Genomic DNA, 13,504 nt, shown 5'->3' with positions numbered 1-13,504 from the left:
TGAACACCCACGGCCGCAGGACAACCCCCTTGAGGGTTGCCCTGCGGCCGTTGGCCATTCAGGTGAGGGAACTCCTAGCGGACTGCCTGGTTGCCCTTGAATTCGAGCTTCAGGTTGCCCGCGCCCTTCGCGGTGCCGTTCACCGCGGACTGGGTTTCCGCGAAGACCAGCGTGGAGTGGGCAATGGCGTCGGCCATCTGTTCCAGGACCGCTGCGTCGATGTTGTCGATGTCATCGCAGGCTTGGTGGTAGCAGGGGTCATAGGCGACCCCTGCCGTGCCGCCGTAGATTGCCGCCTGCTCCGCCGTCTTGATCTCTTCGGCGCCGGCGAAAAGGCCTCCGGCCGGAATGCCGTTTTCGATGAATCCGAAGTAGTCGGAGCGGCCATCAAAGTCCGTGGGCTCCGTCGCCAAGCCCTGCGAGGCGAAGTAGTCCAGGAAGACTCTCTCGATCACCGCCGAGCCGTTGGGCCCCGCGGTTCCCAGCGGCTTGCCATCACCGTCGTAGACGAACCGGACCGGGTTGGGAGATGCCACCATGTCGAAATTGAGGTTGAGGGCATGATTCTTGAGATCAGTCTTGCTCAGCTGCGAGATGTAGTAGTCGGAGCCAACCAGGCCGTCTTCCTCACCGCTCCACCATGCGAAGCGCACGCGGTTCTCCGGCGAAATTCCGAGAGCCGCGAACTGCAGTGCCGTCTCCAGGATGGCGGCAGAACCGGACCCGTTGTCGTTGATGCCTGGGCCTTCAGCTACTGAGTCCAAGTGGGCCCCCACTACAACCGTCCGGTCTGCTCGTCCCGTTGTATCGGCAAGGACGTTGAAGGTCTCGATCGGCTGGGTGTCGCCCTCTACCTCGATGCGTACCGTGGCTCCTGGGAGACCGGCCAATTCCTCGCCCACGGCAAAGCTTGCGCCAACCGTTGGGACCGTCACTGCGGGGTTATCAGCCGTGGGGGCGCCGAGGGTGCCATCAACCCTGCCAAGCCGATCATCGGCGTCGCCCTGGTTGAAGATGATCACGCCCGCTGCCCCCGCAGCCTGGGCGTTCACGGCCTTGGTGTTGAAGGGACAGGTGCCACGCTGAATGAGTGCGATGTTTCCGGCAACGAATCCGGTGAAGTCGGTAGCCTCGCAACCACTGGTTGAGGCACGATCGCCTGTGAGATTGATATCCACCGGGGTCACAGTTCCGGTGACGTTTCCGAAGCCGGAGTAGGACATCGCACCAAAATCGTCTTCGGTGTAAGTCCTTGGGGTTGGAGTGAGCCGTTCAAAGGCTTCACCCGTCAGGTTGAACTTGAGGTAGTCGAAGTACTGGCGTTGTGTCACGAACCCTGCGGCTTCGAGCTGATCCTCGATGTATTCCGCCGAGGCCACATGGCCCGCCGTACCGGCAGATCGCGTGCCGCCATTGGCATCGGCGATCGCTTGGAGTTCTTCGAGGTGGCCGATGATGGCTTCCGCAGTGACTGCGTCGCGGAGGGCCTGGGTGTCCGTCCCTTTGGCAGCCAGGGCGGGTGGGGTTATGGCTACGGCAAGAATGGCGAACGTTGCCACTCCTGCCGCGAGGGCAGAGGTTCGGTTTTCAATGCGTGGTTTGTGCTTTGTATGCATCACATGCATCTCCCTGTGGGGACCCGGTAATTGGGTGGCCGGGTGCGGTAGCGCAGAATCTACCCCGCAGGAGTCCGCCGGTGAAGGCTTGTTTTTTGCGCTGGCCAGGCTTAGGTGCGCTCAGCCAGCCGCGGCGTCTTCCATGCCCGGTCCGGGACCTTGCCGGTAACAAGTGCCACAGCGGCCACCAACAGGACCAAGCCCCATGTCGCATTGGTGACATCAAGGGCCTGCCTCATCACCACGAACGGCGGGATGATCGCCAGGACGGTTCCAGCCGCGATACGCCACATCGCGGGCCTGCCAGCCCCGGGAGCCAGCGCAGTGCTGGCAAGTTCCAAACGGACCAGGGGCATGGAGACAAGCAACACCAGCGCCCACGCTGCAATGTAGAACAGTGGACGGCTCGTCCACCACTCGGTGCTGGCGGGCTCAGGGAACGGCAGCCGCAGGACCAGTGCGATCCCGAACAAGGCAATGATCAACGGCAAGTGCCACAGGTAGATGGTCATGGCCCGGCTGCCCACCACGAACATCACCTTCTGTACCCAGCCCACCTGCACGCACCGCTGCAACACCGGGTACACGGCCTTCACCAGCAGAACGTGCGCCAAGCCCACCAAGACCAAGGGGAACATGGGCGGGTTCTGGCTGGTCAGCATGTCCACGGGGTAGGGCCCGGCACCCGTCAGCGGCACCAGCGCTGCATAGCAAGCGACCGCGGCCAGCAGCAGCCTCCAGCGGGCGAACCGGTCGAAGAAGCCATCGGCATAGAAGAAGCCCAACTGCTGCAGCAACCCCCACACGAAGACCATGTTCAGCAGCCCGATCGGATTCGAGTCGAAACCCCACGGGTTGTGCTCCAAGCCCAAGCGAAGAACATCGACGACGACGGCGCCCGCGGCCAGCGCTGCGACGGTCCGGTACGGTGCCAGGCCGTGGAGCTTCGCCATGGTGGGAACCATGGCCTGGCAGATCAGGTATGCAGCCAGGAACCACAATTGAACTCCGGCGCCCGCAGCGATAACGGTGAGCAGGTCGCCCGGGACGCCTGCCGCCGTCGCGCTCCAGAGCGCAATGGTGAGGAAGGCATAGAGGGCAACGGTGGGACGGACCAGCCGGAGCACGCGGTTCCGGAGGTAATCGCCGGCGTCTCCGCCTTTGCGTTGCAGGCTCCGCCACGAGGTGAGCGACGCGAAGCCGCCCACTACGAAGAAGAGCGGCATGACCTGGCCGAACCACGTACCCTGCGCGAACCAGCTCAAGGACGTCAAGGGATTCCCCACCCCGATGCCGGAGGAGTCCACGCTGATGCCCATCATGAGCAGGTGGACGGCCACCACGGCAAACATGCACGCGACGCGAATGAAATCGACCACGAGATCGCGGGATGCCAGGACGTGGGTGGATGCTGCCTTGCTGCTTGAGGCCGGTCTGAGGGTGGAAGACATGGGTGCTCCTGGGAAGTTGCCTTGTTTATCCATCGAGTGGATTAACAGTAGCGCATTGAACGGGGTCACGTCGACGTCTTGTTCAGAAAGGTCTTGGCATTCGGGCCGGGAATGACCTTGCGGGGCGTAGCCTGAAGAAGGAGGACCCGCCCCAATATCCAGAGAAATTGCGCAGCGCATCCAGGTCCCGCGAATCCACCCCAACAATGAACGGCAGCGCTGATCACTATGCACATCAGGGAATTTTGGAGTCAGCTTTCTCCGGACACGCAACAATGGCTCATCGACAATCCGGGGAGCATGATTGTGCCCCGGACCATGACGGCAATCTTCAATGATGAAACCGGGGAGGACGGGGCTGTGGACATCCACGGCGGCACCTTGCTCACCGCGGATGACCAACTCTTCATCCGGGAGCAGGCGCACGTTCGTGGGAGCATGGCTGCGGACGGTCCCAGGTTCTTCGATTCAGTCGACCCGGCGGACTAGCAGCCCTGTCGCCGTCTTCGGCGCACCGGTTAGCGCAGATCGCCCCCGTAACGACGGGTGCGATCGGCGCGAAAGGGTGCGCCGCCGTCGAGCGTGTGGTGCGATTGGCGCGTAAGGGTGCGCCGCCGTCGAGCGTAAAGAGCGTTTAGTTCTTCCGCGCCGCAAGTCCGAAGAGCCACGTGCCGCCAAGGGCGGACAGGTAGCCGGCGATCACCATGAAGGCCGTGCCGGCCCAGAAGTAGTCGATGGTGCTGTCGGTGCTCAGGCCGGGCATGACCTGCAGCAGCGAGTAGGCCGCAACGATACCGGCCACCACCAGGGCGGTTACCGTGAGCCATACCCACAGGCGGGAGGCGGCCCAGTGCTCGCCGTAGCCCTTCCAGACGTTCCAGCTGCTGCCGGTGCGGAGGATGAGCCAACCCGCGGGGAGCATGACGGCGCCAACTACCAGGAAGGCCGCTACGACGTCGGCCGGGCGGTGCCATTGGTTGATGAGCGTGGAGACGCCGGTGGCCACGGCGAAGGTGCTGCCGAGGAACCCGGCCAGGGGGCGCCAGCGCGGAGACACCATGAGGAACACGGCAGCGGCAGCCGAGGCGGCAAGGGTGGTGTGCCCGGAGGGAAGTGAGTTCAGTTCCAGGGTTTGGACGCCGCGGTCGGGGCGGTCCGGGATGAGGAACTTGAGGATCTGCGTGGCCACGTTGGCGGCGATGCATGCGGCCACGGCGATGCCGGCGGCCTTCCAGCGCCTGCGGGCGATGGTCACGAAGAGCACCATGATGGCGGCGATTGCGAGGGACATCATGGGCAGCATGTCCAGGAATTCGGTGGAGGCCCTTCCGGCTGTTCCGCCCAGCACGGTGGCTTCAACAAGCGCTGACTCGTCGATGAACTGGCCCATGGTGGTGCGCACAAAGAAGTAGTACGTCGCTGCCAGGCCCACCACGCTGGCGATGGTGGCCAGGATGAAAAGGAATCCTGTTCCGATGCCTGCGTCGCGCTGCTGAACCGGCCGTTTGCTCGACCTCCCGCTGGTGCGGAATTGCTGGGAACTCATTCTGTCTAGGGTGCCACAGTTCTCTGGAAGGCCCGTGTGAGTGCCGCCTTTGCGTGGCGGGGCCATGTGAGATCCCTGCAACATTCCTGTGACGGTTGACACGTGTTAGGCGGCGGGCTTAGGCTTCCTAACACGTGTTAGGGAAGGAAATCTACATGTCGGGAACCAATGGGGCTTTGCGTCAATTCACACGCAGAAGTGCCTTCACAGCCCTCGGCGCCGGGATTGTTGGAGTGACCGCGGCGTCGTGGCCGCGCTTGACCGGGGCGGACATCCCCGGCCGGGGAGACAACAGCCTCAGCATCGCCATCATGGGCACCGCGGCCGACGCTGCCGCCCGTCAAAAGGTCATCGATGCCTTTGCCAAAGTCCACCCCGAAATCAAGGTCAAGGTCCAGGCGATCCAAGCTGTGGACTGGAAGGACTTCTTCACCAAGATCCTCACCATGGTGGCAGCAGGCACCCCGCCGGATGTGGTGTACGTGGCTACCGAAGGCGCCCAGCTCTTCGCAGAAAAGCTCGCCCATCCGCTGGACGAGTACCTGCGCCGCGATGCAGCGGACATGAAGGAATACTTCGAGGACGTCCACCCCAGCCTGGTGGAAGCATTCATGTACAAAGGCAGCCTGTTCCAGCTCCCCATCGACTGGAACGCCGCCAACATGTACTACAACACCACTGCGCTCACTAAAGCGGGACTGGAGCGGCCCTCCGACAACTGGACGCACACCGACTTCCGCAGCACCCTCGCCGCCATGAAGAAGGCCAACCCCAAGGACTTCACCCCCTACTACTGGACCAACCGCCTCTTCGGTGGAGTGGTGCCGTGGCTCTACGCCAATGACACCAGCTTCCTTAAGGAAACCAAGTCCCCGGGCGGCGAATGGTTGTGGGACGGCTTCTACGCCAACGACCCCTCACGCAGCCTCCGTTCCGGTGGCTACCAGTGGCTGGAACCCAACGCCGACGATCCCCGGGTCTTCGAATCCTTCGACTACCTCCGCGGACTGGTCAAGGACGGGCTGGGTATCCGGCCGGAGGAAGGCGGCGGCAGCGCGCTGATTGGCCTCTTCGCCTCCAACAGGATAGGTACGACGCCGGCGGGCGGCTATTGGGTCCAAGGCCTCCACGAGGCGGGAATGAACGAAAACGACTTCGACGTTCAGTTCTTCCCCAAATGGCGCACCCAGCGGCACCAGTTCGGCACAGCCGGGTACGCGATCATGAAGACCGCCAAGGACAAGGACGCCGCCTGGGAATGGGTGAAGTTCAGCTCCAGCCGCGAAGCCATGCAGATCGTCTTCCCCACACCGAACACCACACCTGCCCGGCGCTCCATGGTCAACGAGCAGCTTTACGCAGGAACCGGTCCGCGGAACTGGAAGGTCTTCTACGACACCCTGGACAAGTTCCCCACTACAGGGCCCATTCCAGCGCCACCCCAGCAGGCCGCCGTCGAAACTGCCCTCATGAAAAACGTCAGCCTGGCCGTCAGCGGGGATGAGCGCCAACTCAAGGACGCCCTTTCCTCCATGCAGCGTGACCTCGAACTTGCCCTGAGGAGGCAGCCATGAGCACCGCAACCAGTACGCCTACGGGCACGGGGAGCGAGCCGGGCCGTCGCCAGGCCGCCCACAAGAACGGACAAAGCTCCAAGCGTGGCCGCGTCCAACAACGCTGGCTGCCGTGGGCTTTCCTGGCCCCGACCATCGTGGGCATGGGCATCTTCACCCTCCTGCCGATCGTCGCTTCGATTGCGCTCGCTTTCTTCCGCTGGGACATCATCTCCGCGCCGACGTTCGTGGGTTTCGATAACTTCGCCGAGGTAGTCCAGGACCCCACAGTCCGGGTCTCATTCCTGAACACCATCGTGTTCGTGGTGGTGGCCGTAGCCCTTCAGCTCGGACTGGCGCTGGGCCTGGCGATCATGGTGCAGGAGAAGCTCCCGGCCTGGCTCAGGGTCTTCTTCCGCTCGGCCTTCTTCTTCCCGCTGATCCTCTCCGCAGCATCGGTATCGATCTTCATGCGGTACCTCTTTAACGAGCAATTCGGCGTAGTGAACTGGTTGCTGTCCATCGTGGGCATCCCAGCGGTCCCGTGGCTGACGACGCCAACCGGGTCGGCCGCCGTCGTGATTCTTGTTTATGTGTGGCAGAACTTCGGGTTCTCGTTCCTGCTCTTCATCGGTGGCCTTGCCTCCATTCCGGTGGAGACGTACGAGGCCGCGTCGATCGACGGTGCGACGGGATGGCGCAAGCACTTCTTCGTCACCCTGCCGCTGCTCAGCCCCACCACCCTGGTGGCTTCGGTCATGGCGATCATCAACGCGCTGCAAGTGTTCGACCAGCCCTATGTCCTCACCCGCGGCGGGCCCGGCGACTCGACGCGCACAGCCGTGATGGTCATCTTCGAGTCCGCATTCCAGCGACTTGAGTTCGGCGAGGCCTCGGCGATCGGCGTGATCCTGACGCTCATCATCATGGCCATCACCGCCGCGCAATTCCGGCTCAGCAAACGATTCGTCTTCTACCAGTAAGGCCCGCCATGACTACCATTCAAGAACGTGTCACCACCACGGCGCCTGTAGTGAAGCGGAAGAAGCGCGACTGGTCAGTGGCCATCCGCGTCGTTGTCTTGCTGATCGCGTCCGTCTTTGTCCTGGGTCCGGTGCTGTGGACGCTGTCCACCTCGCTGCGACCGCCGTCGGAATCCTTCCAGCTGCCGCCCGCCTTCCTGCCCCTGAATCCGGACCTGACCTCCTACGAGCAAGTGTTCAAGCAGCTCAACATCGTGGCGCTGGTAGTGAACAGTGCGCTGGTGACCGGCTTGATCGCAGTGGGACAGATGATCACCGCCGCCCTGGCTGGCTACGCGTTTGCGCACCTTCGCTTTCGCGGACGCGGTGCACTGTTCTCGATCGTGCTGGCCACCATGATGGTGCCCGCACAGGTCACGATTGTTCCCGTGTTCATGCTGATCCGTGGCGTGGGCCTCTCGGACACGCTCCTCGCGCTGATCATTCCGGCCATCCCGACGGCGTTCGGTACCTTCCTGATGCGCCAGTACTTCATGGGCTTGCCGGGTGAGCTCGCTGAAGCGGCCGCGATCGACGGCGCCTCGCCGTGGCGGACCTTCCGATCCGTGTATGCGCCGCTGGCCATGCCAGGCCTGGCGATCGTGGGCATCCTGGCGTTCAACTTCCACTGGAACGAGTTCTTCAGGCCCCTCATCATGACCATCTCCGAGCAGAACTTCACCCTCCCGCTGGGCCTGGTCTCACTCCAAGGCAACCTCGGCACCGGAAGCATCTCCGTGGTCCTGGCCGGTGTTGTCCTCTCCATGATTCCCGCGCTGGTGGTGTTCATGTTCGGCCAGCGTGCGCTGCAGGACGGGCTCACCGCAGGTACGGGCAAGTAACTCCCACTCTCTTTTGAAAGGGGTTCCGTTGACGGACCTTGCACTCTCTTCCTCCCTTTCCCTGGCGGCGACGCACCCGGATCCCGCGTTCCCGCGCTTCCACCCGCGGCCGGCGCAGGGCTGGATCAACGATCCCAACGGCATCAGCTACATCAACGGCCGCTACCACGTGTTCTTCCAGTACAACCCCTCATCCGCGCGGCACTCCCAGATCAATTGGGGGCACGTGAGCTCTGGTGATTTAGTGCGTTGGGAAGAGCACCCCGTAGCGCTTTCTCCTCAGGCGGGCGGGCCCGACTCCGCCGGATGCTGGACCGGAGTGGTGACCTCTGACGATGGGGTGCCCACCGCCGCCTACTCCGGGATCAAGGACCACGGCGGGCACTCGCAGGTTGTCATTGCCCGCGGTTCGGCTGATCTGGTGACGTGGGAGCAAGACGGGCACGTGGCAGCGTCCATGCCGGCTGATCCGCTGGTGACCGCCGTCCGCGACCCCTTCATCTTCCGCTTCAACGGTGCCCGCTATGCCATGCAGGGTGCAGGGCTTTCCGACGGGCGTGCGGCATTGCTGCTGTACACAGTGGACTCCCTTGACGTCTGGGAGTACCAGGGCATCTGGCTGACTACGGCTGATCCTGTGGCCGCTGCTTATACGCCGGCCGAGATCTGGGAATGTCCGCAGCTGGTGGAGGTGCCCCTCTCTTCTGGTGGCTCCACCTGGGTCATGATGTTCTCGCTGTGGCTCTCCGGCGACGACCACGAGCACGCCAATGGGGTGGGGTACCTGACCGGCTCCCTGTCCGCGGATCCTGCCACGGGGTTGCCTGTGTTTGCTGCGGCTTCGGGTGGGAAGGCAGATCTTGGGCGCGACTTCTATGCGCCGCAGATTGTGCAGCTGGCTTACTCTGCGGGTTCCGCGCCTGCTGCCGCTTTGTTGTGGGGGTGGGCCAACGAAGGTCCCGGTCGCGACGGTCGCCGGGGCCGCACCCAGGAAGAAATCGACGACGCCGGGTGGTCGGGTGTCCTGACTCATCCCCGCGTTTTGTCCGTGGTTGACGGGGCGCTGACTGTCACTCCTGCGCCTGAGATTGAGGCGTACCGGGGTGCTGCTGTGGCTGAGGGTGCTGCCGGTGCCGGTGCCGGTGCCGGTGCCGTTGCTGTGCCTGCGTTTGCTGAGGTGCTGGTTCGGGGTGGTTCTGCTGGTGCTGGTGCTGGTTCCGGTTCCGTGGAGCTGGTGCTTGGTTCGGGGGCCGATGCTCAACTGGTCTACTCGGGTTCCCTTGCTGCGGGGGAGGAGCTCCGGATCTTCATCGATGCTTCCCTCGTGGAGGTCTACCGTTCCGGTTCCGTCGCCACCACCCTTCGGGCCTACCCGGCTCAGGGGGAGGAATGGCAGCTCACCTTGCCCCACGGCGCGACTGCCGACGTGTGGGAGTTGCGCCTTCCCGCATAGGCGGCAGGTCGGCGTCGTGCGCTAGTTGTGGGGCCTGCTTTACATCCCCACCACCCCCCTAACTTCGCAAGCTCAGCCAGGGAACCCGGGTGGTGTGGGCCCTCTTTGGTTTGGGGCGCAGAGTGGGCCTCGCAACACGATGGTGGCGTGTGTTGTGGGGCCGGGTTTGCGTGTTTGATGCTGGGTTTTGGGGTGCAGAGTGGGCCTCGCAACGAGGGGTGGACTAGTTGTGGGGCCTGGTCTGCGTGTTTGGTGCTGGGTTTTGGGGCGCAGAGTGGGCCTCGCAACGTGCGGGGACTAGTTGTGGGGCCTGCTTTACGTGTTTGATGCTGGGTTTGGGGCGCAGAGTGGGCCTGGCAACGTGAGGGGTGCGTGTTGTGGGGCCTGGTCTGCGTGTTTGGTGCTGGGTTTTGGGGCGCAGAGTGGGCCTCGCAACGCTCGGAATCAGCGCGTGGGCGCGGGGCCGGTCGATTCCCGGATCACCAGGCGGCAGGGGACCATCGTTTCCATGGTGGTCCCCTTTCCCGTGGTGTTGGTTCCCTCGATGGCGTCCAGCAGCGTGGTCATTGCGGCGCGGCCGATCTCCCGCAGCGGCAACGCCATGGTGGTGAGTGCCGGGACCATGGTGTCCGCGATCCGGGTTTCGTCGTCGTAGCCCATCACGGACAGCTCCCCGGGGACGCTGAGCCCAAGCCGTGCAGCTGCAAGCGTCACCCCGACGGCCAGGCGGTCGTTCGCGCACATGATGGCCGTGGGCCGATCAGCCGGGGACACGCCGTCGAGCAGTTTCATGGCGCCGCGGTAGCCGGCGTCAATGTCCCATCCGGCCATGACAATCCGGTCGCCCCGCAGCGGAACGTTGGCCGCTGCATGCGCATCCCGGTAACCCTGAACGCGGAGCGGAGCGGCCGGCGAATCTTCATATCCTGCCAGCAGCGCGATGTCCCGGTGACCCAGCTGCAGCAGGTGCTCGGCAGCTTCGCGGCCGCCGGTGACCTCATCCGGAATCACGTGGTGCAGTTGCGGTTCGGGGAGGGCGTCGTAGCAGTTGGCCAGCACGGACGGAACGCGGAGCATGCCCTGCGGAACGTCGATCGGTTTCAAGCCCACAGTGACGTACATGAGCCCATCGACTTGCCGGTCCAGGAGGGTCTCGATGGCGCCGGCGTCCCGGGCGCTGTCCCGCTCGGTGTCCATGACAACCGTGACAAAGCCGCGGCTGCGCGCAATGTCATCCGCGCCGCCGATGATGTTGCCGTCGAACGGGCTGACCACCACCTCATCGGACAGGATGCCGATCACTCGTGAACGCTGATTTCGCAGGCTGAGCGCAATCGCGTTGGGGGAGTAATTCAGCTCCAACGCCGCGGCCCGGATCCGGTCCTGGCTCTCCTTGGCCACATTCCCATCGCCGCGGCCGTTCAAGACCAGCGAGACCGCGCTCCTGGACACACCCGCCCGCTTGGCGACATCCAATGCAGTGGCCTTGCGGTTCATGGGAGTGTCCTTCCGGTCGTTGACAGCAGTCTACCTAACGCGTGTGAGGTTTCCCTGTGGGGCTACGTGGTCAACGACGACCCGAAGGACGACACCATGGTCTGCATCATATTGGAGGTCCAAATGCCGGCCACCACCATGCTGATCACAAAGACGGCGATGGTGATCCACACCGGCAACAGTCCGCGCTTGGGAGCCACTTTGTTGACGATCACCGAACGGCCAATGACGTAGACCGCCGAGTTCAGGAACGTCCAGGCCCAATGGAAAGGACGTACGACGCCGGACCTCGCCAACCGCTGATAGTCCAGGTACGCGAAGAACACCGAAAGGCCATAGATCACCAGGCTCGATGCCATCAGCAGGAAGTACCCCGGCGTATAGATCGAGAAGGGGTCAAGGGTAGTGACGCCTTGGCGCGTAGTGATGACGCGGAACTCAGGCTGCCAGGTGAGCATGAATAACACCGAGACCAATGGCAGCAACGTGATGGCCCAAATGAAAGGGTTGTAGACCGGCGTCTGCTCGCTGATCGGGGTTCGCGGAGCCTTGAACACCGGCTGGTACTGCACGTGCTGCGGCACCTGCTGCGGCGCCTGGTGCGCTGTCCAGGCATGGCCGTCCCACCAGCGGACAAGCCGCGGGTCCGAAGGGTCCGGGTACCAGCCGGGAGGCGTCGTGGAACCGGGCGTTGATTGAGTCATATCTCCCCCACATTGAGTCGTCATCCGAGAATATCGCGATTGCCCTCTCTCGGTTGCCACGCACCTCTCCCCAGCGCCTGTGAGGTGGTGTAAGAGTGGGTTATGAGCTTCTTCGACGACCTCCCGGAGCCTCCCGAACAGGCACGTCAACCGCAGCCGCTCAGGCCGGGGTGGGCCGGGCCGCCGTCGGACGAACTGCCGGGGGTGGTTCCCGGTGGCTTTCTCCACAACAGTCCGCGGATGGTGGTGGCCCTGAAACTGGTGGAGGTTTACTCCACGGGTTGTCTGCTGGACCTGGTGTGGTCCGTTCTGCGCAAGGACGAATCCGACCAGGAATGGCGGGAGATCGTTGAGGAGTGCTACAACCACCCGCGCTCCAGCCTGGACACCAGGACGGGGCTGGAAATAGGGGTGGGCTTCGAGGACGGACGCAAGGCTGTCGCCGCCATCCACGGACCGGGGACGTTCGAGGACACAGACGACGTCATTGGGCCAGTGCTGACAACCTTGGGCGGAGGCGGAGGGAGCAACAGCGGCGACTACGTCCAGTTCGCCGGCCGCTACTGGTTGTGGCCGTTGCCGCTGGAAGGGGACACAACGCTGGTGGCCCGGTGGGAGGCGTTGGGACTGCCGGAAAGCTCCCTCGAATTGTCCGGCGTCGAACTGGGCGATGCCTTGGGCAGGGTCCGGAACTACTGGTCCGGGTAGTTGTCCACATAGCCGGATTGGCCGGCGATCAGGTCGGTAGGCCGCCGGTACAGTGGCACTATGCCTGCGCTTCCCCCTCTTCAAGAACTTCTCGATTCGGCCCATGTGGTCTCACTGCCCATGCGCGTGAAGTTCCGCGGCATCATGGAGCGCGAGACGCTCGTCTTGCGCGGGCCCATGGGCTGGGGCGAGTTCTGCCCCTTCCCCGAATACGACGACGACGAATCCTCCCGCTGGCTGGCCGCCGCCCTCGAAGCTGGCTGGCTTGGGTTTCCCCCTCAGCTGAGGGAGACCATCCCGGTCAACGCAACGGTTCCCGCCGTTCCCGCGGAGCGCGTCCCGGAGGTGCTGGCGCGCTTCGGCCGGGTGGACGCGGTCAAGATCAAAGTTGCCGAGCGCGGGCAGTCGTTGAGGGACGACGTTGCGCGGGTCAACGCAGTACGTGAAGCTTTGCCGGAGGCCGCCATCCGCGTGGATGCCAACGGGGGATGGGACGTAGAGCAGGCCGTGAAGGCGCTGGGCATGCTCTCGGCTGTCGGTCTTGAGTACGCAGAGCAACCCGTTCCCACTATTGAGGGCCTGGCCGAGGTCCGTCGTCGGCTCTCTGCCGTTCGGACGCCGGTCCTCATCGCAGCTGACGAGAGCGTACGCAAGGAAGACGATCCCCTTCGAGTAGCCAGAGCCGGCGCCGCGGACCTCATCGTGGTCAAGGTCGCTCCACTTGGGGGAGTCCGGCGGGCCCTGGACATCGTGCACCAAGCCGGGCTGCCCGCCGTCGTCAGTTCTGCGCTGGATACCTCCGTGGGCATCCGCGCTGGGCTCGCGCTCGCAGCCGCGTTGCCCTCACTTCCCTACGCTTGCGGACTTGGCACCGTTTCTCTGTTTGCCTCGGACATCACACTGGACCCCTTGGTGGCCGACGACGGCGCCATCCACGTGCGCTCGGCTGTCGCCGATCCAGGGCTGCTTGAGCAGTACGCAGCCTCAGCGGAACGCAGGGACTGGTGGATGGACCGGCTTCGAAGGGTGCATGCAGTCCTGGCCGGAAACCAGCACCCGTTGTTCACCGATTCTTAACCAGAGGGACCTCTCAGATTCGGTTTCCGCTGAAA

General features: G+C 63.9%; 12 protein-coding genes. 7 read left to right on the top strand and 5 right to left on the bottom strand.

All coding sequences use genetic code 11. The features are described 5' to 3' along the window. Window positions 1-74: 74 nt before the first annotated feature. Window positions 75-1,616: a M28 family peptidase gene (locus AB4Y77_RS04020; protein WP_442013024.1), complete on the bottom strand. Its 1,542-nt coding sequence runs from the start codon at window positions 1,614-1,616 to the stop codon at window positions 75-77. 110 nt (window positions 1,617-1,726) lie between these two features. Then, window positions 1,727-3,067, bottom strand: a complete 1,341-nt coding sequence (locus AB4Y77_RS04015) for an acyltransferase family protein (RefSeq protein WP_442013023.1) — start codon at window positions 3,065-3,067, stop codon at window positions 1,727-1,729. A gap of 300 nt (window positions 3,068-3,367) precedes the next feature. Between AB4Y77_RS04015 and AB4Y77_RS04010 the strand changes: the two genes are divergently transcribed. Beyond that, window positions 3,368-3,556, top strand: a complete 189-nt coding sequence (locus AB4Y77_RS04010; protein ID WP_442013022.1) for a hypothetical protein — start codon at window positions 3,368-3,370, stop codon at window positions 3,554-3,556. Window positions 3,557-3,701: 145 nt separating this feature from the next. Here the strand turns inward: AB4Y77_RS04010 and AB4Y77_RS04005 are convergent, their stop codons facing one another. Next, window positions 3,702-4,715: a phosphatase PAP2 family protein gene (locus AB4Y77_RS04005; protein WP_442013021.1), complete on the bottom strand. Its 1,014-nt coding sequence runs from the start codon at window positions 4,713-4,715 to the stop codon at window positions 3,702-3,704. A gap of 53 nt (window positions 4,716-4,768) precedes the next feature. Here AB4Y77_RS04005 and AB4Y77_RS04000 point away from each other — a divergent pair, with 53 nt between their 5' ends. Genes AB4Y77_RS04000 through AB4Y77_RS03985 form a run of 4 tightly spaced genes read left to right on the top strand, consistent with a single transcriptional unit; the run spans window position 4,769 to window position 9,483 of the window. Further along, the gene (locus AB4Y77_RS04000) at window positions 4,769-6,187 is read left to right on the top strand and encodes an ABC transporter substrate-binding protein (protein ID WP_442013020.1); all 1,419 of its coding nucleotides are present in this window, start codon (window positions 4,769-4,771) and stop codon (window positions 6,185-6,187) included. Then, window positions 6,184-7,149 carry a carbohydrate ABC transporter permease gene (locus tag AB4Y77_RS03995; RefSeq protein ID WP_442013019.1) on the top strand — a complete coding sequence of 322 codons (966 nt, stop codon included), beginning with the start codon at window positions 6,184-6,186 and terminating at the stop codon, window positions 7,147-7,149. The genes AB4Y77_RS04000 and AB4Y77_RS03995 overlap by 4 nt, the downstream gene beginning before the upstream one ends. Before the next feature lie 8 nt (window positions 7,150-7,157). Then, complete coding sequence (locus AB4Y77_RS03990; RefSeq protein WP_311213761.1) at window positions 7,158-8,030, top strand: carbohydrate ABC transporter permease; 873 nt, start codon at window positions 7,158-7,160, stop codon at window positions 8,028-8,030. A 28-nt stretch (window positions 8,031-8,058) separates the two neighbouring features. Further along, entirely contained in the window at window positions 8,059-9,483 is a 1,425-nt protein-coding gene (locus AB4Y77_RS03985; protein WP_442013018.1) for a glycoside hydrolase family 32 protein, read from the top strand. Window positions 9,484-9,927: 444 nt separating this feature from the next. On the opposite strand, the gene AB4Y77_RS03980 is transcribed toward AB4Y77_RS03985, so the two are convergent. After that, on the bottom strand, window positions 9,928-10,980 hold the full coding sequence (locus AB4Y77_RS03980) for a LacI family DNA-binding transcriptional regulator (protein ID WP_311213759.1): 1,053 nt from the start codon (window positions 10,978-10,980) through the stop codon (window positions 9,928-9,930). 62 nt (window positions 10,981-11,042) lie between these two features. Continuing rightward, a complete protein-coding gene (locus AB4Y77_RS03975) occupies window positions 11,043-11,684 on the bottom strand; it encodes a DUF2510 domain-containing protein (RefSeq protein WP_311213758.1) in 642 nt (213 codons plus the stop codon). 102 nt (window positions 11,685-11,786) lie between these two features. On the opposite strand from AB4Y77_RS03975, the gene AB4Y77_RS03970 reads away from it, so the two are divergent. Then, window positions 11,787-12,392, top strand: coding sequence for a hypothetical protein (locus AB4Y77_RS03970; RefSeq protein WP_442013017.1), 606 nt, complete (start codon window positions 11,787-11,789; stop codon window positions 12,390-12,392). Between the two features lie 60 nt (window positions 12,393-12,452). After that, entirely contained in the window at window positions 12,453-13,469 is a 1,017-nt protein-coding gene (locus AB4Y77_RS03965; protein ID WP_442013016.1) for an o-succinylbenzoate synthase, read from the top strand. Window positions 13,470-13,504: the final 35 nt, after the last annotated feature.

It is taken from the genome of Paenarthrobacter sp. YAF11_1 (genome assembly GCF_052113445.1).
Taxonomy (GTDB): domain Bacteria; phylum Actinomycetota; class Actinomycetes; order Actinomycetales; family Micrococcaceae; genus Arthrobacter.
The sequence above is the reverse complement of the archived record's forward strand: the minus strand, read 5'-3'. Positions and strand labels throughout refer to the sequence as shown.

Excerpts from the sequence above, each read along its gene's own strand:
- AB4Y77_RS04020 (WP_442013024.1), bottom strand. The coding sequence starts at position 1,616 with ATGCATACAAAGCACAAACCACGCATTGAAAACCGAACCTCTGCCCTC.
- AB4Y77_RS04015 (WP_442013023.1), bottom strand. The coding sequence starts at position 3,067 with ATGTCTTCCACCCTCAGACCGGCCTCAAGCAGCAAGGCAGCATCCACC.
- AB4Y77_RS04010 (WP_442013022.1), top strand. The coding sequence starts at position 3,368 with ATGATTGTGCCCCGGACCATGACGGCAATCTTCAATGATGAAACCGGG.
- AB4Y77_RS04000 (WP_442013020.1), top strand. The coding sequence starts at position 4,769 with ATGTCGGGAACCAATGGGGCTTTGCGTCAATTCACACGCAGAAGTGCC.
- AB4Y77_RS03995 (WP_442013019.1), top strand. The coding sequence starts at position 6,184 with ATGAGCACCGCAACCAGTACGCCTACGGGCACGGGGAGCGAGCCGGGC.
- AB4Y77_RS03990 (WP_311213761.1), top strand. The coding sequence starts at position 7,158 with ATGACTACCATTCAAGAACGTGTCACCACCACGGCGCCTGTAGTGAAG.
- AB4Y77_RS03980 (WP_311213759.1), bottom strand. The coding sequence starts at position 10,980 with ATGAACCGCAAGGCCACTGCATTGGATGTCGCCAAGCGGGCGGGTGTG.
- AB4Y77_RS03975 (WP_311213758.1), bottom strand. The coding sequence starts at position 11,684 with ATGACTCAATCAACGCCCGGTTCCACGACGCCTCCCGGCTGGTACCCG.
- AB4Y77_RS03970 (WP_442013017.1), top strand. The coding sequence starts at position 11,787 with ATGAGCTTCTTCGACGACCTCCCGGAGCCTCCCGAACAGGCACGTCAA.
- AB4Y77_RS03965 (WP_442013016.1), top strand. The coding sequence starts at position 12,453 with ATGCCTGCGCTTCCCCCTCTTCAAGAACTTCTCGATTCGGCCCATGTG.